Below are 21,264 nucleotides of genomic sequence, written 5' to 3'. Positions count from 1 at the left end.
GTCGCTTATACAAGGTGAAATTTTGATATACCAAGGGCTACATTTGCTGCCCATGGTTTTGGGCGAAACCGTAGACCGTGTATATCAAAAGTAGATGACCCAAATCTTTGATTTGCTGTCAGTCACTTTCACAGAGTGCAATTAAAGTTTAAAATTGGCTATCCATAAATAGTTTATTTGATATCTTTATTTTAATAAAAGATTGTGAAGAAAGTATGAAGATAAAAAATAATTTTTCCCAATTTTTTTCTTAGGTTATTTTCTTTTTGCAGGGGTAAAATAAATAAAGAAAGGAAGGAAGGGAGAAAAAGATGGTAAATACTTTTTTTGATACAAAAATAGAGAAATTAATAGACAATGTAGAAGAATCAAAAAAAATACTTATAGAAAAGGAATTAGAAGCTATTGGCTACCCTGAAACTGTTGGTGCTCTTATACGGCTACTGGATCGAGGACTATTTGAGAGAGATACCATTGTTAATCATTGTTTTCTTCTTATTAAACATTTGGAGCAAGAGGAGTTCTTTCCCTATATATTAGATATCTTAAAAGTAACTGACGAAAGCATTTATATTCAATACGGAATCCGAGCTTTGTCCACGATCCCCAAGGACACTGATTTAGTAAGAAAGCTTATTCCAGATATTATGCAGATTATTGAATCTGCAACAGATCACAAGATTATCTACCAAGGAGTAGTCTTGCTTTATAGAATTTCTAAAGTCCACCCTCAGCTGGATTCTTTGCTAAATAGAAAGTCTATAAAAGTAAATACATCTTTATTTCAAGATACTCTACAAATGGTTAATAATTTAGATAGATGGGAAGCAGATTTCCATAAGCATAGTAATGTTCGCTCTGAATTGAATCATCCCGATGCTTTTTTCAATTTTGCTAATCAATTCATGATTTTTTAAGAAAATTAAAAAATTTCAAAAAACAATGTTTAAACATCCTCTCTTTGGAGTATACATATAATATAATAGAATCCGGTAGCTCCCTATCAGTCTTGTACTAATTGAAATTTCAATCATTCATAAGCACTACACAAAGCAAGTATAGATTTTACACATAGGTTAATTGAGAACCATTTGAAAAAACAGAGTAGAGAGGCGTTGATAATTTAAAAATGACAAATGTAAGTCCACCAAAGCGACTAGAAGATTGGTATAGCTACTTCCGATTCTATTATCAATAAAACCGGCGCATTCCAGAATATAAGGAAAGCACCGGTTTTAAATTATTCTTTTCTTTTTTAAAAATCTTACCTATTTTATTAATTCAACCCATATTTTTTTAGTTTTCTGTAAAGGGTTGCGCGTCCAATACCCATAGCTTTTGCTACTTCTGCCTTAAAATTATACTGGGCTAGCATTTTTTCGATAAGCTCTTTCTCAATGTCATCCATAGTCTTTGACTCTATTTCATTAGCTTTTACAAAATCAAAACCATCTACATCTTCTAGTGTTACAATATGTTTTTCAGCATTGCCAATAATCAACTCCACAGTTTTTTCAATCTCCTGCACGTTATTGGGCCAACGATACCCATACATCTTATCTAAAACATCCTGGTGAAATTTCAGCCGAAACCTTGCATGCTTACTCTTTAACCTCTCTATCGCATGATCTACAATGATTTTAATATCACCTTTCCGTGTTGCTAGAGACGGAATAGTAACAGTATTTTTTGAAATTCGAAAATATAGTTCCTCATCAAATCTTTTTTTCTCTACAAGAGATAACAAATCTTGGCTGGTATCAAAGATCATCCTAATATCTATATGAAAACCTTTATAAGTACCCTGTTTCAGCTCTTTGGTCTTAATAACTTCCACTAATCGTCTTTGTAAATAAAGAGGCATCTCCCATATATTTTTAAAGAATATGGTTCCCTTATGAGCCATTCTCAATTTTCCAATGCTGGGGTTTATACTATTAGCATCACTTTCTGTTCCAAAGATTTCTTTTTCTAATAAATCATAGGGGGTATTATGACAATCGACAAAAACAAAGTACTGTTTTGCTCTATCTGAGAAATTATGTATCGCCCTAGCTAGAATAGATTTCCCAAGTCCCTGTTCTCCACAAATCAGAATATTTTCATCAGTTACAGCAAGTTGCTTTGCTTTATTGATTTGATTCATGAGGTTATCATCCTTACCCATAACATTGCTAAAGGTTATATTAGCTTTATTATCAGATACTTCATTTAAGACGTTATACACCTTTCCGAGACTTTTAAATGTCAAAAGGGTTCCATAATTAACACCATTGATGGTAATATTACGGCAAGATAAAAACCCATAGAAGCTGTGTTGTTTCTGTTCATAATAAAATAACTTGAGGGAATAGTTCCTTCTAAATAAAATAATCTCGTGAATTAGAGGATGATCAATGATTTTCTCTATATGCTGACCAATGACTTTTTCCTCAATTTTAAAGTAATTTTCAAATCGATGGTTGCAATGGATGATTTCACCCATCTCATTGATAAAGGCTAACCCATCTTCAATCATATCTAAGATAATTTCCCGTTCTTTTTTAATGAGATTCAGCTTGTTATAACCGTCAATACTTTTTAGCTTTGAGCTTAATAGCTCAGCCATCCCCTCTAGAAAATCTATAGAGACTTCCAGATTTTCAAAAACAGGACTGGTTTTATTTACTGGCACTAAAAGTGCAATTGCCCCCACTACCTGTTGTTCAAAAAATATAGGTACACTAACAAGCCCTGAAATAGCACATTTCTCTAAATCGGCGCAGTTTTTACAATGTTCATAAGAAGTCTTGTCTTTCACCGCTACAACCTTACCTGTATGGATCGCCTCCCCAATGATTGAGTACCTAGCAATAGGAGTAGCCTTATCAACATATCGAAATGTGTTGGCTATTTTATGATGATTGTTATCAATTATCATAACATCAATATCTAGGATTTTTGAAATGGTTTCAGCAAACTTTGAGGCGGTACCTCTAATTTCTGCAAGATACATAAAACATCACCTTAATCATAATAGGGTGTTAGACACCCTATTACTTTTCTTATTTGTATATCATTATATTATGATTTGCATAGGTATTCAACTAGTGTTTCTATTTGATAACACATTGTGACAGCACCAGGATCAATATGCCCTACTCCTTTATTGGCTTGATAACAAGCTCTTCCTCGAATAGCCTCCATATCTTTAGTGCTGTTCATACCATCAATTGCTCCCTGCTTTAGCTCTTGTAAAGCTTCATGGCCATCTAATCCCTTTTCAATGGCTTCCTTTAAACGGATCACTGCTGGATACAATGCATCAATCATGGTTTTATACCCTGGCTTTGCATTGCCACGTTCCATAATGGCGTTAAGCTCTGCTTCTAATACATCCCGCAGTAAATGAATATCCATCTCTGTCTTATCACCGATAGTTTTTGCCGCTTTCAAATAAGCGCTTCCATACAAAACTCCTGAGGAACCTCCTACAGTAGACATAATCAGCATACCAATCTTTTGAAACATTTGCCCCAGCCTCATGGCAACAAGCTCCTGTTTACTTTCTAGAAGCTTCTGGAATCCCATATTCATATTGGCCCAATGGTCGCCATCACCAGTTATCGAGTCAAGCTCAGATACATAGTCCTTGCTTGCCTCGATTTTTTTGGCCACCAGTTCAATATACTCCATATAATTCTGTGAATTGATTCTGATTTCCATAAGGTCACCTAAACTTTCATTGCTGGTGTATCACATGGAGCATCCAGCAGTTCTTTCAATTCATCATCTAGCTTTAGTAACGTAACAGAACAACCTGCCATCTCAAGAGATGTCATGTAATTACCTACAAAGGTTCTATAAACCCTAATATTTTTCTCCATTAAGATTTTTTCAATTTCATTATTTAGAATGTATAGTTCCATTAACGGTGTAGCACCAAGACCATTTACCATTAATCCAACTTCACTACCTGTAAAATCATAATCTGCCAAGATCTTTTCACATAGAATCTCCGCCAGCTCAACCGCGGTTTTCACAGTGGTTCTTTGTACCCCTGGCTCCCCATGAATACCCATGCCAATTTCTATTTGATTCTCTCCAAGCTCAAAACCTGCTTTTCCAACCCCTGGTAAAATACAGGGAGCCATAGCCATGCCCATACTACGGGTATTGGTAATAGCTTTTTCAGCAACTCGCTTCACTTCGTCAAGGCTTGCCCCAGTTGTAGCTTTGGCACCAGCCAACTTGTGTACAAACACAGTACCAGCAATACCTCTTCTACCAGTAGAATGAGTACTGTCTTCTACAGCAACATCATCTTTTACTACAACAGACTCAACCCTAATGTCTTCCATTTCTGCTAGTTCTTTTGCCATATCAAAGTTCATGATATCCCCTGAGTAGTTTTTAATAATGAGAAGAACGCCTTCTCCAGAATTGGCTTCTTGGATACCCTTCAACACCCTATCGGGAGAGGGGGAAGCAAATACGTTCCCAGCCACAGCTGCATCTAACATACCTTTGCCTACATATCCTGCATGGGCAGGCTCATGACCGCTGCCCCCGCCGGATACTAAACCTACCTTTTTTTCCTTTACTCTCTTTGCAATAACTTCAACCCCTGAAAAATATTCCAACTGAGGATTAGCTTTTACAATACCCTGAAGCATTTCAGTTACAACATTATTGGGATTGTTTATTATCTTTTTCATGAATCATCACCCCAAACTATTTTTTAGTAATCACCATTTCACAGCATTCTTCGTCACGAGATAGTAATTGCTTAAATTCAAGCTCTAATTCTGGGAATACACTCACCATACCAAAGTCCCCAAAACAAGCTAAGTCACACAAATGAGCCACTTCTTCACTGGAGCATCCTAGCTTTTTCCATTCTTCAACAAGGGCACAATGGTGGAATTTAATTACACTTTCTTCTTCCTCAACTTTAATTGGTTCCATAGCAAAGGCCTCACGAGCATGACCTGTTAAGATCCCATTGGCAAAATCCTTTGCAGTTTTACAGTCCCCTAATGACTTGCCCTTATCAATACCAAACTCTGTAATAGCCCTTTCAGCTATTTTATCAAAACCTTCATCAGTATATTTTTCTAATAAATAAAACCACTTTGCTCTATCTGCAATCGCACTTCTAAACGCCTTTGTTAATTCCTCTTGTGTATATTTTTTTTCGCTCATTCTGTCATTCCTCCATTTATTTAAATTTTTTCTTCGGTGTATTGCTAGGGCTCTTACTTTGACAAGTGAGAGATCAAGCACTACATGAAGTAACTTATACTACAATTCAGTGTGAGTAAAAGCTTCCTCTAAATTAAGTCTCATTTTATATGTTGCCAAGATAAGCTTTTCTCACCATATCATTGTCACTTAGTATCTTTGCATCATCTGTCATGGTAACCTTACCGGTCTCTAAAACATACCCTCGATGGGCAATAGATAGTGCCATACTGGCATTTTGTTCAACCAGAAGTACCGTAGTACCTTGTTGATTAATGGATACAATCAAATCAAAAATCATTACAACTAAATTAGGTGCAAGTCCTAGAGAGGGTTCATCCAGCAGCAATAATTGAGGCATCGACATCAAACCTCTGCCTATTGCCAGCATTTGTTGTTCTCCTCCTGACAAGGTTCCGGCTGTTTGCTTTTTTCTTTCAAACAATCTAGGGAACAGCTCATAAACCCTATCATAAGACGTTCTAATATTTTCCTTGTCCTTTCGGACGTAAGCCCCCAACTGAAGATTTTCCTCCACCGTTAAAGCTGGAAATACTTCTCGTCCTTCAGGTGAAAGGCTTATGCCCTTTTTAACAATTTGAGAGGGTGGTATACTGGTTATATTTTCTCCCTTAAACCATACTTCTCCTGAAGTAGCCCTTAAAAGACCAGTAATGGTACCTAAGGTGGTACTCTTCCCTGCGCCATTGCTACCTATCAAAGTGACAATTTCTCCTTGCTTAACCTCTAAATCAATACCCTTTAAGGCATGAATATTTCCATAATGAGTATTCAAATTTTTCACTGCGAGCACGATTGTTCACTCCTTCCAAGATAAGCCTCAATAACACGTTTATTACTGGCGATATCAACGGGCAAACCTTCGGCAATTTTCTTTCCGTGGTCGATAACATAAATCCTGTCAGAAATATTCATAACAACATTCATATCGTGCTCAATTAAGATAATGGTGTATCCTTTATCTCGTAAACTTTTAATAAAGCATAATAAGTCCTCCGACTCCTGAGGGTTCATACCTGCAGCAGGTTCATCTAATAATAATATCTTTGCATTAGTAGAAATTGCACGTGCTATCTCAAGTCTCCTTTGATCTCCATATGGCAAGTTGGTGGCATAGTTATGCATCTTTTCTTTCAGTCCTATAGAATCTAGGATCGCTATTGCCACTTGGTGCTTCTCAATCTCTTGGTTACGAAAACGTTTTGTCCTAAATAACAAATCAAAGAAATTATATTCAGTATTGGTATGCATTCCTACCAAAACATTTTCAATTACCCTCATATCAGCAAAAAGTCTAATGTTTTGAAAGGTCCTGGCTAAACCAGCCTTAACGATTTCCTGAGGTACCAGGTTGTGTATCGGCTTACCCTCAAAGATGATTTCCCCCTCCGTAAGGGCATACACTCCCGTTAACATGTTGAAAAGTGTAGTTTTGCCAGCACCATTGGGGCCAATGATACTAACAATTTCACCTTCATTGATCTCCAAGGAAACTTTATCAACAGCAACAAGCCCACCGAAATGTTTTGATACATCCTTCACTTCAAGGAATGTCATATTATATCACTTCCTCTACTGTATTCATTGCTTCTCTTACTTCAATTGAAGAATTATTACTGTTGATATCAACAATAACTCCTTTCGGAAGCTTATAGGCTGTTTTTTTCTGCCCTCCTAAAATACCTTGAGGACGAAATCTCATCATGAGAACCAAAACCATACCATAAACAACAAACCTGTATTCCTGCAGAAATCTTAGAACCTCAGGAAAAGAAACCAAGATGGCGGCACCCAAGAACATCCCTTTGATTGTACCCATACCCCCTAAAATAACGATACTTAAAATCATAATAGACGTATCAAATGTGAAGGTATTAGGATCAATAAATCTTATCATATGAGCGTAAAAGGCACCTGCCAACCCTGAGAAAAAAGCCGATACTACAAAGGCAATCACTTTATAGGTAGTGGTCTTAATCCCCATCATAGTTGCCGCCAACTCATCTTCACGGATAGCCATCATTGCCCGGCCTATTTTAGATCGAACAATGGCGAGCATGACTACTGTAGTGAAGACTAAGAAAAATACCATGAGATAGTACATACCGTTATTAGCAAGGGTTAGATCAAAACCCAGCAAAGATGGTCTAGGAATCCTGTTAATACCTAATGGACCATTTGTAACCTTTTCCCAGTTTAACAACACCATTCTTACTACTTCGCAAAAACCCAAGGTAGTTATTGCTAGATAGGTTCCCGAAAGCCGCAGAGTTGGAAGTCCCAGCAACAGTCCACATATGGCTGCAGCGATTGCCGCAATAGGTGCTGTAATGAAGAAACTAATACCAAAGTTGACACTAAGGACAGCTGAAAAATAAGCACCTATTGCATAGAAGGCAGCATGTCCAAGAGATACCTGTCCTGCATAACCGGTAACAAGCCCTAGTGATAAAGCCAAAATACTATATACACCTATCATAATGACAATTCTTAATAGATATTGAGAATTAATGATATAGGGTAAAGCTAATATTAATGTAGCCAAGAGAAGAAAATCTCTTTTTTTGTTGGGCTTAATAAAATTCATCTTTTCTTTTATCCTATCAAACTGTAAACTTATTTTTTCCATAACCTATACCTTCACAACACCTTTCTTTCCAAATAAGCCGGTGGGCTTTACAAGCAACACAATGATTAGAATAACGAAGGCTACAGCATCCCTATAACCCCCACCAAGAAATGCAGCTGCATAGCTTTCTGAAACCCCTACGATCAATCCACCGACAATGGAACCGTGTAATATACCTATTCCTCCTAACACTGCAGCAGAAAACGCCTTAAGTCCTGCAAGAAATCCCATGGTTGGGTACACCACTTGGTAATAACCACTAATCAAGGTTCCAGCAATAGCCGCTGAAGCCCCCCCTAAGAAAAAGGTAAAGGTTATTACAAAATCTACATCGATTCCCATTAAATTAGCAGCCTTTGGATTTTGTTCTACCGCCCTCATAGCAAGACCTATTTTAGTTTTTCTTATAATAAAGGTTAGCAATAACAGCAATGCAAGAGACACACCAAAGATGAATAATTGAGTTGTACTTATGCTCACGCCCCCTATGTGCACATTTCCGTAATCAAAGAGCTTAGGAAAAAATTTTGTCTGACTGCCAAATACAATCATAAGAAGGTTCTGAATTATATAAGAGACCCCGATGGTAGTAATCAGAGCTGCTATTGCCTTTGATTTTTTAGCTCTGAGAGGAGCTAAAGCAATCTTGTCAATTGCTATCCCCAACACACCAGTGAATATGATGCTAAGAATTAAAGCTGGTATGATCCCAAATTGCATGCCTACAAAAACCATTGCTATGTGTGCACCAAATGCATAAACAGAACCATGAGAAAAATTCACCAACCTTAAAATTCCAAAAACCAGTGAGTATCCTACTGCAATCAGTGCATAAACCATACCTAAAGCCAAACCATTAATTAATTGCTGTAATATCAAGCTTACACCCCCTTATAAGTACATATGATTTGCACTCACTTCATCAACTATTGAACCTCTACAAACCTTCCGTTCTCAATCTTAACAGCAGTAAAAATTTTCACCGCATCACCAGCTTGATCAAACTTCGTCTCACCCGTCACCCCAGGATAAGTCATCTTATAAAGTTCTTCCTTCATTACCTTTCTATCTGCTTTACCTGCTACTTCAATAGCCTTAAGAACAATACCTGCACTGTCATAGGCCTGGGCAGTAAGACTACTTGGACTTGAACCGTATTTGCTTTCATAAGCACTTACAAAAGATGCAACCGTTTCATCTGTACTACCGTGAAAGAAGATTGTTGGAAAATGAATGTTTTCAGCATTTTCCTTTGCAAGTTCAATAAGTTGTTGACTATATGCGTTGGAGAATCCTACAAGCTCAATATCAGGGTTTACTGTTTTGTACTGAGTTGCAAATGGAGCTAAGGTGTTATACATAGCTACAACGATGATTACATCTGCACCCGCCTCATTCAATCTAGTGATATTCGGACCGAAGTCGATGGTTCCGTCAACAACCTCTTGATGATCAACAACCATCCCCTCCGCTTGTGCTACAAGTCCCTTAGTAATTTCTGCAGTACCTGTACCCCAATCAGTTTTTACAGAAAGTATCCCTACCTTCTTTTTATCTAGTGTATTTACAGCAAGGTCAACTGCAAACTCTGCCTCAACATTAATAACTGTATTATTTCTGAAGACAAAATCTCCTTCTTTAGTAAAATCAGGATGCGATGCAGAAGGTGAGATGTTTACGATACCAGCCTCTTGATAGGTTGGTGAAGCAGCCATACATACACCACTGGCAAAATGGCCAATTACAGCCTTAATATCCTTGTCAGCAACAATCTTTTCTGCGATCGTAGCCGCTTCTTCACCATTGTTTTTATCATCAAAGACAACAAGTTCAATTTCTCGACCAAGTACACCACCATTTCTATTCCATTCTTCAACCTGTAGTTCAACAGCATTTTTAAAACCTGTGCCATACTCAGCAAAGTCGCCTGTCAACGGACCTACAACAGCAATTTTAATCTTGTCAGATGCTTGGCTTTGACATCCTGCAAGCATAGATGTGACTAGCATAACCACCAGCAAAAGTGCTACTGTCTTTTTCATGATAATTTCCTCCCCTTTGTTATTCTTTTTTTATATTGCCAAAATGATGCTCATCTTTTAAATCAATGAATCGAAAGAGTACTTGAGCTTAATTTCAATCAATCCCTATAGTAAAGCAACTGATTTTACCCCCCTTTCTTTATTTCTATCCATTTAAATACATAAAGGAACCTAAAGTAACAAGCATCATTGGTCAAGCATTATCTTTAGTACCTCAATATCCGTTTCCTTCATTCCTTCTCGTCCTAATCTTCCTACAGCAGAGATTGTATTTTCCACCGTTTCCTTAACGATACCCGAATCCACCTCAAAAACAGAATCCCTCATGGCAAGAAAATGAGCCATCATAGCAGCATCAAGACTAGAAGCTATCTTAGCAGCACAGGAGGCCTTTGCTCCATCGCACACTATACCTGATACATTTGCTAAAGTGTTAATAATGGTTTTTTCAATCTTTTCTAAGGTGCCTCCCTCCAGATATGTGATTCCTGTTCCACTACCACAGGCGGCACTTACTGCTCCACAATAGGCAGACAACCTTCCTATTCCGGTTTTCTGATGGATGGTGATAAGATTGGCCAGTACTAAGGCACGGTACATTTTTTCCTTATCAAATTTCTTTTCTTTAGCATAAATAATCACTGGCAAAGAAGTTGTCATTCCTTGATTACCACTTCCAGAGTTGGTGACAACCGGCAGACTGCAACCGCTCATTCTGGCATCAGAACCAGCTGCAGCATAGGCTCGAATTTTTGTTAATATATTGTCTCCATAGCATTCTAAAAGCATCTTTCCTATATTAACTCCGTATTTTCTTTCAAGCCCCTCCTGGGCTATTTTGAGATTATATTCAATCTGTTTATTTAGAAGCTCCTCAACATCCTCCATCTTTACAGTGGTAGCAAATTCCAAGATGTCCTTTACCTTGAGGAGACTTCTATCAGAAAGGGGGGAATTAAAATCTTCTTTTTCATACTTTTTTTCAAACAAAACATGTCCATCTTTAACAACCTTACAAATATTGGTGTGGGTATGGATTATTTCTACCAAGGCCTTTTCTTTTTGGTACATGACCTCCACAATAATATGTAGATTAGCAACATTCTCAATCATTTGTATTTCACAGATGTCAGTTTTCATAAGCTCTTTGACCCTTTTAATGTCCTCCCGCATTACACTCTCCAACACCTGCATCTCCCTAGAAGCATCACCGGCAACAATTCCTGTCAAAGCACTGGCCCTGATACCTTTCAGATTTCCAGTATTAGGCACAATAACAGATTTAGCATTTTTTATAATATTTCCGCTACACTTTATAATTATCTTGTCTGGAAATTTTCCCAGCACTTCATGAGCTTTGGCAGCAGCATACGCAATAGCAATTGGTTCTGTACACCCAAGGGCGGGCAAAAGTTCCTCCTTCAGGATAGCTAGATATGTATTATATTTCTCTCTGTCTATCATCACGTAAAATCCCTCCGTTGTGTCTCATTTAGATACATATAGTATCATATTGAATCCTTGTTTTAAATATATATTGTTTCGCGACAATTGTCAACAATATTCTTAATATTTATATGTTTTTAATTATTTTATATATTTTGATTTGTGTATCATTTTGATACTTCCCTCTAGTTTTTTCTTTGCTAAATAACACTAGGGATGGCAGACTATGTGAGGATTGTCGCCTTGAGCGTAGCAAATGGGCCTTAAATCCTTTAAATGCAAGATGCTTCAAGTTTCTTCCCTTCGTTCAGGACTAAAAATGACAAAAACATAAAGAAACACCGGAGAGGGTTTGAAGTGCTTTAATACAAGCAGAGAAACCGTCCCCAGTGCTCAAAAAATGTTTAGAAATACAAAAGAGGTACACTTCAGCATATCACTGAAGTGTACCTCTCCACAATTATTCCAATCCTAATACAACACCTAAAATAAAAACTAAAAATGATAATACCGTAACCAACATCCATCCTTTGGAACGTTTTGACTTTTTACCCAACACTCTAAAAATCGGGGAAATCACCCCTGATACTAAGCCAATCAATCCTATAATCATCAAGGTATTAGACATAAAAGCCCCCCCTATCCTATTTCCTCCTTCGGTGTATTTCTAAGACTCCCGTTTTGTCAAGCGCCAGTCTAAGCACTGCATCCTCGAAATAAATTCGACTAGAATTCAGAGGGAAAAAACCTCTCTCTAGATAAACAAACTAAGTGATCAACACGAAAGTTACAAATCAAACTTTCGGTTGCCTACTTATAGATAAACAAACTAAGTGATCAACACGAAAGTTGCAAATCAAACTTTCGGTTGCCTACTTATGAATTAAGTCTCATTTTATTACTTCATGGCACTTTCTGCATCTAGCTTCATAGCTTTCTTTAGCCCCTACCATAATTACTGGGTCGCTATATTTTGCTGGTCTTCCATTTACCAGTCTCTGAGTTCTGGTGGCAGGCATTTTACAAACCTTGCAAATGGCAGTAAGCTTTGTTACATATTCTGCAATCGCCATTAGATTAGGTACAATGCTAAAGGGTTCAGCTCGAAAATCCATATCTAATCCCGATACAATGACTCGTTTTCCCTTTTCTGCCGCCTGCTGACAAATCGCCATAATCTTTTCTCCTAGAAATTGCACTTCATCCACTGCCAATACATCAAATTCTTCTTTTTCTATGTACTCCAATATTTTCTCAGCATCATCCACTGCTATGCATTCCATCTGTTTCCCATTGTGAGAGGTTATATTATCGACACAATATCGATTATCTATAGCTGGTTTAAAAGCTAGCACCTTTAAGTCAGCAATTTTCGCCCTATTGACTCTTCGAATAAGTTCTTCACTTTTGCCGGCGTACATAGGCCCCACAATCACTTCAATACTTCCCCTCTGAGCACATTCCACAATTTCAACCATTACCTCATCTCCTAACCTATTATCAAATGAATTGCAAAAAATTAAGGTTAGAAAGGGTTCCTTCTAACCTTGATTGATTGCTTTTATTAGGAAACTACATGCCGAATTTCTTTTTGAATTTTTCAACACGTCCACCTTTTTCTATACTCTTTTGTTTTCCAGAGTAAAAAGGATGGCAGTCTGAACAAATTTCAACTCTGATTTCCTTTTTTGTTGATTTTGTCTTAAATGTATTTCCACAAGCGCAGAAAACATCAACTTCATTATATTCTGGATGGATACCGTTCTTCATTGTATTCACCTCTTTCCGTAAAAAACTTATGATAAAATGATAGTTATCCAGTTATTATTAAGTAGTTAACAATAAGTTGACAGGTTCTAGCAATTTAACTACTACATTATAGCATATAACCTTTGCAGTGACAAGAAAAAAATCACTAGATACTTTTCTTAATCATTTCAACAAAGTCACTATTTTTCTTGGTTTCCATTAGGCTGCTAACAATTCTTTCCGTAACCTCTTGAATAGGGTTATTGCTCATGGCTCTTCTGATACTCCAAATAGCCTCTAGCTCTGTCTGACTTAACAATAATTCTTCCCTTCTCGTACCGGATTTATTAATATCCACAGCCGGGAATATCCTTTTTTCAGATAGCTTCCTATCCAAGTGCAGTTCCATATTTCCAGTTCCTTTAAATTCTTCAAAGATCACATCATCCATTCTACTGCCAGTTTCTATCAAAGCAGTAGCAATGATGGTAAGACTTCCACCTTCTTCTAGATTTCTAGCCGCACCAAAAAATCTTTTAGGCTTGTGTAAAGCACCAGGATCTAAACCTCCAGAAAGGGTTCTTCCAGTTGGCGGTATTGTTAAGTTATATGCCCTAGCCAATCTAGTAATACTATCTAGTAATATAATTACATCTTTACCATGCTCCACCAATCGTTGTGCACGATTTAATACCATCTCCGCCACTTTAATATGATGACTTGGCAATTCATCAAAGGTTGAATAAACTACTTCACCCTTAATAGAGCGCTGCATATCTGTTACTTCCTCTGGTCGTTCATCAATTAATAAGACGATAATCTCAATATCAGGATAATTTTCTGCTACACTGTTAGCAATTTTTTGTAAAAGAATCGTCTTCCCTGCCTTTGGAGGCGCAACAATAACACCTCTTTGTCCTTTGCCTATAGGCGCAATTAAATCAATCAATCGGGTAGATAATTCTTTTGTTTCAATTTCTAAATTAATTCTCTGTTTGGGGTAAATAGGGGTAAGGTCTTCAAAGTTTGGTCTTCGAATAGCAGATTCTGGATTTAATCCGTTAATATTCTTTACATATAGAAGAGCTTTAAACTTCTCGCCACTCTTAGGGGGTCTTGTAATACCGGAGATTTTGTCTCCCGTCCTCATGTTAAACCTTCTAATCTGGGATGGCGATATGTATATATCACTATCACTTGAGAGATAGTTTTCCCTTCGTAAAAATCCGTATCCATCTTGATGGATTTCTAATACACCTTCTGCAATATTCATTTCTTCGCCTTCAGGTATTTCATCTGAAAGGTGTTGAGGTAATTCATTACTTCTTGTATTGGTGTTCCCACTTTTTATTTCAGAAGACTTTGTAGTTCCATCTGTAACAACATCTTTATTACTTTCTTTTTCTTTCACCTCTAAAATCAAATCTATTAACTCAGCTTTTTTCAGCTTAACCCAGTTTTTTATTCCTAGTTTTTTTGCTTCTTCCCTAAGCTCCGTTAACTTCATTTCTTGTAATTCCGAGCTTTGCAATTCTACACCTCCAAATAACGTCTACAGGGACAAATCTGTCTTTATGAATTTGTCCCTAAACTATACCATTTTAAAATTATGCTATCATGTTTTGCAATAACTGTCAATTACTTCATTTCTAATTCCTTTAGAATCTCATGTTTCTTTTTAGTAGGCATAGGTGGGCTTCAAATTTAACTTATGGATAGCCTCTATAAATCTTATGGTTCCACTTTTTGAACGCATCACAACCGAATGGGTTTTTACCATATTATTTCCCTGATAGGTAACACCCTTCAGCAGTTCTCCATCAGATATACCAGTGGCAGTAAAATAAACCTCTTCTCCTTTTACTAGATCCTCCATATATAGTATCTTATTGACATCCACACCCATTTTTATACATCTTTGTCTTTCCTCTTCCTCAAAGGGAATCAATCTCCCCTGGAACTGTCCTCCCAAACATTTGAGACCAGCTGCAGCGATCACTCCTTCAGGGGCACCGCCTATTCCTAACAAAATATCTACACCGGTATAATCAAAACAGGTAGCTAACGCTGCCGCAACATCTCCATCCTTAAATAGCTTAATCCTTGCACCAGCTTCCCTACATTTTTTTATAATTTCCTGATGTCGGGGTCTATCTAGCATTGTTACTGTTAGATCTGTAATGCTTTTATTCAAAGCCTCTGCCGTCGCTTTAAGATTTTCATAGAGAGGAGCATCGATATGCACCTTGCCAGCCGCCTTAGGTCCTACAGCGATTTTGTCCATGTACATATCAGGCGCATTTAGCAGACAACCTCTAGGGGCCATCGCTACAACCGCAATGGCATTGGGAAGACCCTTTGCTACAGAGTTAGTACCTTCCACTGGATCAACAGCTATATCCACCTTTATAGCTCTAGGTCCCTTCCTACCTACCACTTCGCCTATATATAACATAGGAGCTTCATCCATTTCTCCTTCACCGATTACCACAATGCCATCAATCTCTAGATTGTCAAACACTTTTCGCATGCCGTCTACTCCTGCTTGGTCGGCAGCGATTTTATCGCCTCGTCCCATATGCTTTGCAGCACCTAATGCAGCCGCCTCCGTAACCCTTACTAAGTCCAAAGCTAAGTTTCGATCCACGAATATCCCCTACCTTTTTTAATATTTACTACTTATCATTAAACATAAAGCTTTGATGTTTTTTTAGTACATCTACGATGGTTTCACTTTTATCTAAACGATGAATTGCCTCCACAAATCGAATGGTGCCAGTTTCTCCCCTCATAACAACCGAGTGGGTTTGAGCCCTATTGTTTCCCAAATAAACTACTCCTTTTAATAAATCACCATGGGTAATGCCAGTAGCAGCAAAGAAACAATCATCACTGCTCACTAATTCATCTAAGGAAAGCACCTTCTTTACATCCGCTTCTGAAAGCCCCATCTCTCTACATCTTGCAACCTCTTCTCCACTCATAGGATGAAGAATGCCCTGCATATCTCCACCTAAACATTTTAAAGCAACCGCTGTAATCACACCCTCTGGTGCTCCACCAATTCCCATCATGATGTCTACACCTGTTTCTTCAAAACCAGTAGCTAAAGCCGCTGCAACATCTCCATCACTAAAGAGTTTAATTCTAGCTCCTGCTTCTCGAATCTCCTTAATCATTTCTTCGTGTCGAGGTCGATCCTGTATGATTACTGTTACATCTTCTATGTTTTTATCTAGTGCCTTTGCTACCGCCTCTAGATTTTGTTTTACAGGAGCCTTGATATCTACAGCTCCCTTGGCTTTAGGCCCTACAGCTATTTTTTGCATATAAGTATCAGGAGCATGTAACAAACAACCCTTAGGTGCTATGGCAACTACTGCAATAGCATTGGGAAGGCCCTTCGCTATCAAGTTGGTTCCTTCTAAAGGATCTACTGCAATGTCTACCTCTACCTCTTCACCTTCACCACAGCCAACTTCCTCACCAATATATAGCATTGGCGCTTCATCCAACTCGCCTTCACCAATTACCACTGTTCCCTTAATAGAAAGACTAGCAAAAGTGCTTCTCATTCCGTCTACCGCCGCTTGATCTGCCCCCTCCTTGTCCCCTCTTCCCATGTAAGCTGCAGAGGCCAATGCTGCCGTTTCCGTTACCCGTACTAATTCAAGAGACAAACTTCTATCCATTAATTTTCTTCCTCCTTGTTGTTAAAACATAGCTAAAAATTAGCAATATTCATTTTACTTATTGAATTGTGTTATACTATTTAGACTTCTTCTATAAATATAATATACTAATCATTGAAAATTCTCAACCCTATTATTTCACATGCTTTTATATATTATTTGCACAGCAAAGAGGACTGTCACAAAGGGTCTTTTCACATACCTTCGTTACAGTCCTATCATTTATATAGGCTTTTCATTAAAGCACCCCTATCCTCTTCAGATATTAGTAACATTATATCATGTATCAACGCTACTGCAAAAGCTTATAGGGGTGCTTTATTCTTCTATTACTTCACTGCGTTTTCCCAATCCTTTAGGAATCGCTCAATACCGCTATCGGTTAAGGGGTGTTTTAGCATTTGCTTAAATACTCCATAGGGTATCGTTGCAATATGAGACCCTACCTTTGCAGCTTCCACCACATGCATGCTGTGGCGAATACTGGCTGCAATAACCTCTGTTTCAATTGAATAAAAATCGAAGATTTCTACAATTTCCTTTACTAAGTCAATTCCCCTGTGCCCAATATCATCTAGTCTTCCTAGGAAGGGACTGACAAAGGTGGCACCTGCCTTTGCTGCCATCAGTGCTTGGTTAGAAGAAAAAACTAACGTAACATTGGTTTTAATCCCCTTAGAGGAAAATATCTTTACTGCTTTTAGACCTTCATCCGTCATAGGCACCTTGATGACGATATTTTCATGGATTTTCACTAATTCTTCTGCTTCTTGGACCATTTCCTCTGCCTTCAAGCTAACAACCTCAGCACTAATAGGTCCATCCACGATTTCTGTGATTTCCTTAATTACTTCTTTAAACACTCTACCTTCCTTGGCGATCAAGGATGGATTCGTTGTAACGCCCTCTAATATTCCCCAGCTGGCAATCTCTTTTATTTCGTCAATATTCGCAGTATCAATGAATAGTTTCATATTATCCCCTCACTATATCTAATATTTTTCTTGTTTCATCAGGAGTTGCTATTTCCCGATCCAATTCCTTGGCAATTCTCACAATTCTTTCAACTAGTTCTGCATTGGATTTTGCTAACTGTCCTTTGCTATAATAGACATTGTCTTCAAAACCTACTCTTACATGACCGCCTAGCAGGATAGCCATGGTAGCTAAAGGTAATTCATGTCTGCCAATGCCAGCTACCGTCCACGTGGAGGCCTCCGGTACAGCATTTACCATATGTAATAGATCCTCAGGTGTAGCAGGACAAGCTCCGGGAACCCCTAAAACAAAGTCAAAATGTAAAGGTGCCTCCGCTAATCCTTTTTTCACCAATTTTTTGGCATTTTCAATCATGCCTCTTTCGAAAATCTCCATTTCTGGCTTAACCCCTAATTCCTTCATCCTAGAAGCAAACTTTTCCATATATTCCTCGCTGTTCATGAAAACATCCGAACCAAAGTTGCAGGTACCACAGCTAAGGGTAGCCATTTCCGGCTTTAATTCTACTGGTTGTAGTCTTTCTTCGGGACCGTGCCAAACAGCTCCTCCTGTCGAGGGCTGGAAAATAATATTACATTTTGCTTCTATCTTTTCCTTGATTTCCTTATATACTTCATAGGATTGGGTAGGATTTCCCTCCTGGTCCCTCGCATGGATATGTACAATAGAAGCTCCAGCTAAATAGCATTGATAAGCGGCTTCTGCAATCTCATCCGGAGTGATAGGCAAATTGGGCTGAGTTTCTCTTGTGACCTCGGCTCCCGTTAGTGCGGCAGTAATAATTAACTTCTCCATAATAAACCTCCTACTTATTTCTTTGCTTCCCCTTTGGTACTACACAAGTACCTACTGCTCTACATACTACAACTGGCTCCTCTAAAACATCACAGGCAGAATCATTGATATCAGGACGGGGAACAATCACTTTTCTGGCTTCAAACTCCATTCTCCTGGAGCTGTTACCAACCTTAACGATTTCTCCCACCGCTTCAATATAATCTCCAGCAAAAACTGGGGCAGTAAATTCTACCTTTTCATAACCTGCAAACAAGCCTTCGTCACCGTCATGGCGGATTAATAACTCTGTAGCTACATCGCCAAACAGTTGAAGCATTTTTGCTCCATCCACTAGATTCCCTCCGTAATGGGCATCATGCATACTCATTCTTATGCGAATCATAACCTTCATTATTCATTCCTCCTTCAATATTTAGGTTAAGATTGAGGATACTCTTTAACCAATTATCTTTATAATATCATATATGCTTTTAATTCTCCATATTCTCTTGCCAAAATGAAACGGGGCTTAATGGATAGAGAATTATTGATACTTACATAATTATTGATGCTTACATTTTTTTGAAATAACTCTACAAAATATAAATGTGAATTTTTTAATTATTTTGACTTTTGCTCTAGATTGTGATATATTTTTTATAGCTATATTATAGTAAGATGCATTTATTTATCTTTTACTTTCTTGATTAACAACTCCTCTTATACAATTTACCTCTAGACAGTTACAAATAGTATGAAAACGTTATGCAAATATTGTAAAAGTTATGCAAATATTGTAAACACTGCATTATTGACATGGTTTTGTGAATGTGGTAACATCATTAAGTAAGTTTCTAAATTGTCAGAAACTTACTGCAATAATACCTATATGTATTCTAAAAAATTAATATTTAAAGGAGGGAGTTATTTAATGGAAAAAACCACAGTAAAAAGAGAGAATTGGGGGTCCAGAATTGGTTTTATCATGGCAGCAGCTGGTTCAGCCGTTGGTCTTGGTAACATCTGGAGATTCCCATACCTACTTGGTGAAAATGGTGGGGCCGCATTTCTTCTTATTTATTTAGCTTTTGTTGTATTTATTGGAGTTAGTGTTATGACTGCCGAATTTGCTGTAGGTAGAAAATCAAGTCGTGCAGCTGTTGGCGCTTTCAAAAACCATGATAAAAGGTGGACTTTTGCAGGGGTAATAGGAGTCTTAAGTGCATTCTTCATCATGGGCTTCTATCCAGTAGTTGGTGGTTGGTCTGCTGCCTATGTAGTAAAATCCGTTACTGGGTTGTTAGCGGATCCTGAAGCAATAGGCGGTGCCTTTGGTGCCTTTATTAGCGGCTCTACTCAACCACTAGTATGGATGCTTGTTTTCATGATTTTAAATGTTGTTATAGTTGCTAAGGGTATTGCAGGGGGTATCGAAAAAGCAGGTAAAGTATTAATGCCTGTATTATTTGGTCTTTTAATATTGATTGCCGTTAGAAGTCTTACCCTTCCAGGGGCAGCAGCAGGACTTGTTTACATGTTTAAGCCTGACTTCTCAGTGGTAACAGGTCAAACCTTCTTAGCCGCATTAGGTCAAGCTTTCTTCTCACTTAGTCTTGGTATGGGCTGTATGATTACCTACGGAAGCTACCTAAACAAGCAAGAGAATCTTGCAAATAATGCTGCACTTGTAACTGGCATGGACCTTGGTGTTGCTTTGTTAGCAGGTGTCGCTATGTTCCCAGCAATATTTGCCTTTGGCATGGAACCAGCAGTTGGTCCTGGTCTTGTTTTCGTTGTTATTCCATCTGTCTTTGCTGCAATGGGTGGTATTGGCACGTTATTATCTGTTATCTTCTTTGTAGCCTTAACGGTTGCAGCCCTTACCTCTTCTGTATCCTTGATGGAGGTTGCAGTTTCCTACTTTATTGATGAAAGAGGAATGGAAAGAAAGAAAGCGGTTTATTCTACAGCTGGTGCTATGTCTGTATTGTGTGTTCTATCCTCCCTTTCTATGGGTGTAATGTCAGGTGTTACAGTATTGGGAGTTGGATTCTTTGACTTCTTTGACATCCTGACTGACAAGATCTTCTTAGCCATCGGTGGATTATTACTTGCAGTCTTTGTTGGATGGTTCCTTGATAAGGAAGAGCTTAGACAAGAGCTTACAAATGGTGGAACTATAAAATTTGGATTGTTTGAAGGATGGTATTTCTTAATAAAATATGTTATCCCTGTGGCAGTTGCCATCGTTGCTATTGCAGGAATTAGATCCATCGAACAAACAGGCTTAATGATCTTTGGACTTCTGATGATTGCTGTACTGGCAGTATTCTCTAAGAAACTTTAGGGTAGAATCCAATTTGATTACAATTCTTTCGAGGGACATATTTCGTCCCTCGATTTTGTTGAAATAGCCAACAAAATCCAGACTGTTCAAAAGCCTTCAGATTCGAGGCGCAAGAAAATCCAGCGACCGCAGCGTATACGGAAATACGTAAGGGTGCTGGATTTTCAAAGCACCGAAGAAGATGGAGGTTTTTCAACAGTCTGAGGGGACATAATATGTCCCCTTTTCCATGAAATATATTTCAATATTCTTGCAATTTATGATATAATAAACGTACAGGCTCTGTGTATTTTAATAAGTATAACTCATTTTTAACTCCCCAAGTTTAGTGAGTGTTTC

At 38.0% G+C, this 21,264-nt stretch carries 21 protein-coding genes; 2 read left to right on the top strand and 19 right to left on the bottom strand.

Going from position 1 to position 21,264, the window contains the following annotated elements; translation table 11 throughout:
- The first annotated feature begins 311 nt into the window (after window positions 1-311).
- Complete coding sequence (locus CHB72_RS15005; RefSeq protein WP_089283704.1) at window positions 312-917, top strand: hypothetical protein; 606 nt, start codon at window positions 312-314, stop codon at window positions 915-917.
- A gap of 359 nt (window positions 918-1,276) precedes the next feature.
- On the opposite strand, the gene CHB72_RS15000 is transcribed toward CHB72_RS15005, so the two are convergent.
- The 19 genes from CHB72_RS15000 to kal form a co-directional block, all read right to left on the bottom strand.
- Complete coding sequence (locus tag CHB72_RS15000) at window positions 1,277-2,995, bottom strand: sigma 54-interacting transcriptional regulator (protein WP_089283703.1); 1,719 nt, start codon at window positions 2,993-2,995, stop codon at window positions 1,277-1,279.
- Window positions 2,996-3,063: 68 nt separating this feature from the next.
- Window positions 3,064-3,705, bottom strand: coding sequence for a dihydroxyacetone kinase subunit DhaL (gene dhaL / locus CHB72_RS14995; RefSeq protein ID WP_089283702.1), 642 nt, complete (start codon window positions 3,703-3,705; stop codon window positions 3,064-3,066).
- Window positions 3,706-3,713: 8 nt separating this feature from the next.
- The gene (gene dhaK / locus CHB72_RS14990; RefSeq protein WP_089283701.1) at window positions 3,714-4,697 is read right to left on the bottom strand and encodes a dihydroxyacetone kinase subunit DhaK; all 984 of its coding nucleotides are present in this window, start codon (window positions 4,695-4,697) and stop codon (window positions 3,714-3,716) included.
- A 16-nt stretch (window positions 4,698-4,713) separates the two neighbouring features.
- A complete protein-coding gene (locus tag CHB72_RS14985; protein WP_089283700.1) occupies window positions 4,714-5,184 on the bottom strand; it encodes an L-2-amino-thiazoline-4-carboxylic acid hydrolase in 471 nt (156 codons plus the stop codon).
- Between the two features lie 145 nt (window positions 5,185-5,329).
- Window positions 5,330-6,037 carry an ABC transporter ATP-binding protein gene (locus tag CHB72_RS14980; RefSeq protein WP_089283699.1) on the bottom strand — a complete coding sequence of 236 codons (708 nt, stop codon included), beginning with the start codon at window positions 6,035-6,037 and terminating at the stop codon, window positions 5,330-5,332.
- Window positions 6,025-6,801, bottom strand: coding sequence for an ABC transporter ATP-binding protein (locus CHB72_RS14975; RefSeq protein ID WP_089283698.1), 777 nt, complete (start codon window positions 6,799-6,801; stop codon window positions 6,025-6,027). Before CHB72_RS14975 ends, CHB72_RS14980 begins: the two co-directional genes overlap by 13 nt.
- Window position 6,802: 1 nt before the next feature.
- Window positions 6,803-7,873: a branched-chain amino acid ABC transporter permease gene (locus tag CHB72_RS14970; RefSeq protein ID WP_089283697.1), complete on the bottom strand. Its 1,071-nt coding sequence runs from the start codon at window positions 7,871-7,873 to the stop codon at window positions 6,803-6,805.
- Window positions 7,874-7,876: 3 nt separating this feature from the next.
- The gene (locus CHB72_RS14965) at window positions 7,877-8,752 is read right to left on the bottom strand and encodes a branched-chain amino acid ABC transporter permease (protein ID WP_089283696.1); all 876 of its coding nucleotides are present in this window, start codon (window positions 8,750-8,752) and stop codon (window positions 7,877-7,879) included.
- 47 nt (window positions 8,753-8,799) lie between these two features.
- A complete protein-coding gene (locus tag CHB72_RS14960; RefSeq protein WP_089283695.1) occupies window positions 8,800-9,915 on the bottom strand; it encodes an ABC transporter substrate-binding protein in 1,116 nt (371 codons plus the stop codon).
- A 186-nt stretch (window positions 9,916-10,101) separates the two neighbouring features.
- A complete protein-coding gene (locus CHB72_RS14955; RefSeq protein ID WP_176431403.1) occupies window positions 10,102-11,379 on the bottom strand; it encodes an L-cysteine desulfidase family protein in 1,278 nt (425 codons plus the stop codon).
- Window positions 11,380-11,821: 442 nt separating this feature from the next.
- Window positions 11,822-11,989 (bottom strand): hypothetical protein, encoded by a 168-nt coding sequence (locus tag CHB72_RS26650; protein WP_176431398.1) that lies wholly within the window; start codon window positions 11,987-11,989, stop codon window positions 11,822-11,824.
- 262 nt (window positions 11,990-12,251) lie between these two features.
- The gene (locus CHB72_RS14950; RefSeq protein ID WP_089283693.1) at window positions 12,252-12,839 is read right to left on the bottom strand and encodes a thymidine kinase; all 588 of its coding nucleotides are present in this window, start codon (window positions 12,837-12,839) and stop codon (window positions 12,252-12,254) included.
- A gap of 94 nt (window positions 12,840-12,933) precedes the next feature.
- A complete protein-coding gene (gene rpmE, locus CHB72_RS14945) occupies window positions 12,934-13,131 on the bottom strand; it encodes a 50S ribosomal protein L31 (RefSeq protein WP_089283692.1) in 198 nt (65 codons plus the stop codon).
- 145 nt (window positions 13,132-13,276) lie between these two features.
- Window positions 13,277-14,617 carry a transcription termination factor Rho gene (rho, locus tag CHB72_RS14940; RefSeq protein ID WP_242975152.1) on the bottom strand — a complete coding sequence of 447 codons (1,341 nt, stop codon included), beginning with the start codon at window positions 14,615-14,617 and terminating at the stop codon, window positions 13,277-13,279.
- Between the two features lie 171 nt (window positions 14,618-14,788).
- Window positions 14,789-15,757 carry a class II fructose-bisphosphatase gene (gene glpX / locus CHB72_RS14935; RefSeq protein WP_089283690.1) on the bottom strand — a complete coding sequence of 323 codons (969 nt, stop codon included), beginning with the start codon at window positions 15,755-15,757 and terminating at the stop codon, window positions 14,789-14,791.
- A 28-nt stretch (window positions 15,758-15,785) separates the two neighbouring features.
- On the bottom strand, window positions 15,786-16,802 hold the full coding sequence (glpX, locus tag CHB72_RS14930; protein ID WP_089283689.1) for a class II fructose-bisphosphatase: 1,017 nt from the start codon (window positions 16,800-16,802) through the stop codon (window positions 15,786-15,788).
- 329 nt (window positions 16,803-17,131) lie between these two features.
- Window positions 17,132-17,776: a fructose-6-phosphate aldolase gene (gene fsa, locus CHB72_RS14925; protein WP_089283688.1), complete on the bottom strand. Its 645-nt coding sequence runs from the start codon at window positions 17,774-17,776 to the stop codon at window positions 17,132-17,134.
- Between the two features lies 1 nt (window position 17,777).
- Window positions 17,778-18,596, bottom strand: coding sequence for a 3-keto-5-aminohexanoate cleavage enzyme (gene kce, locus CHB72_RS14920; protein ID WP_089283687.1), 819 nt, complete (start codon window positions 18,594-18,596; stop codon window positions 17,778-17,780).
- A gap of 10 nt (window positions 18,597-18,606) precedes the next feature.
- A complete protein-coding gene (kal, locus tag CHB72_RS14915) occupies window positions 18,607-18,990 on the bottom strand; it encodes a 3-aminobutyryl-CoA ammonia lyase (RefSeq protein ID WP_089283686.1) in 384 nt (127 codons plus the stop codon).
- Window positions 18,991-19,509: 519 nt separating this feature from the next.
- Here kal and CHB72_RS14910 point away from each other — a divergent pair.
- A complete protein-coding gene (locus tag CHB72_RS14910; protein ID WP_089283685.1) occupies window positions 19,510-20,925 on the top strand; it encodes a sodium-dependent transporter in 1,416 nt (471 codons plus the stop codon).
- Window positions 20,926-21,264: the final 339 nt, after the last annotated feature.

Origin of the sequence: Anaerovirgula multivorans (assembly GCF_900188145.1) — a bacterium.
Taxonomy (GTDB): domain Bacteria; phylum Bacillota; class Clostridia; order Peptostreptococcales; family Natronincolaceae; genus Anaerovirgula; species Anaerovirgula multivorans.
Note: the sequence above shows the minus strand (reverse complement) of the source record. Positions and strands in the feature narration are given on the sequence as shown.

Excerpts from the sequence above, each read along its gene's own strand:
- CHB72_RS15005 (WP_089283704.1), top strand. The coding sequence starts at position 312 with ATGGTAAATACTTTTTTTGATACAAAAATAGAGAAATTAATAGACAAT.
- CHB72_RS15000 (WP_089283703.1), bottom strand. The coding sequence starts at position 2,995 with ATGTATCTTGCAGAAATTAGAGGTACCGCCTCAAAGTTTGCTGAAACC.
- dhaL (WP_089283702.1), bottom strand. The coding sequence starts at position 3,705 with ATGGAAATCAGAATCAATTCACAGAATTATATGGAGTATATTGAACTG.
- dhaK (WP_089283701.1), bottom strand. The coding sequence starts at position 4,697 with ATGAAAAAGATAATAAACAATCCCAATAATGTTGTAACTGAAATGCTT.
- CHB72_RS14985 (WP_089283700.1), bottom strand. The coding sequence starts at position 5,184 with ATGAGCGAAAAAAAATATACACAAGAGGAATTAACAAAGGCGTTTAGA.
- CHB72_RS14975 (WP_089283698.1), bottom strand. The coding sequence starts at position 6,801 with ATGACATTCCTTGAAGTGAAGGATGTATCAAAACATTTCGGTGGGCTT.
- CHB72_RS14970 (WP_089283697.1), bottom strand. The coding sequence starts at position 7,873 with ATGGAAAAAATAAGTTTACAGTTTGATAGGATAAAAGAAAAGATGAAT.
- CHB72_RS14960 (WP_089283695.1), bottom strand. The coding sequence starts at position 9,915 with ATGAAAAAGACAGTAGCACTTTTGCTGGTGGTTATGCTAGTCACATCT.
- CHB72_RS14955 (WP_176431403.1), bottom strand. The coding sequence starts at position 11,379 with ATGATAGACAGAGAGAAATATAATACATATCTAGCTATCCTGAAGGAG.
- CHB72_RS26650 (WP_176431398.1), bottom strand. The coding sequence starts at position 11,989 with ATGTCTAATACCTTGATGATTATAGGATTGATTGGCTTAGTATCAGGG.
- CHB72_RS14950 (WP_089283693.1), bottom strand. The coding sequence starts at position 12,839 with ATGGTTGAAATTGTGGAATGTGCTCAGAGGGGAAGTATTGAAGTGATT.
- rpmE (WP_089283692.1), bottom strand. The coding sequence starts at position 13,131 with ATGAAGAACGGTATCCATCCAGAATATAATGAAGTTGATGTTTTCTGC.
- rho (WP_242975152.1), bottom strand. The coding sequence starts at position 14,617 with ATGAAGTTAACGGAGCTTAGGGAAGAAGCAAAAAAACTAGGAATAAAA.
- glpX (WP_089283689.1), bottom strand. The coding sequence starts at position 16,802 with ATGGATAGAAGTTTGTCTCTTGAATTAGTACGGGTAACGGAAACGGCA.
- fsa (WP_089283688.1), bottom strand. The coding sequence starts at position 17,776 with ATGAAACTATTCATTGATACTGCGAATATTGACGAAATAAAAGAGATT.
- kce (WP_089283687.1), bottom strand. The coding sequence starts at position 18,596 with ATGGAGAAGTTAATTATTACTGCCGCACTAACGGGAGCCGAGGTCACA.
- kal (WP_089283686.1), bottom strand. The coding sequence starts at position 18,990 with ATGAAGGTTATGATTCGCATAAGAATGAGTATGCATGATGCCCATTAC.
- CHB72_RS14910 (WP_089283685.1), top strand. The coding sequence starts at position 19,510 with ATGGAAAAAACCACAGTAAAAAGAGAGAATTGGGGGTCCAGAATTGGT.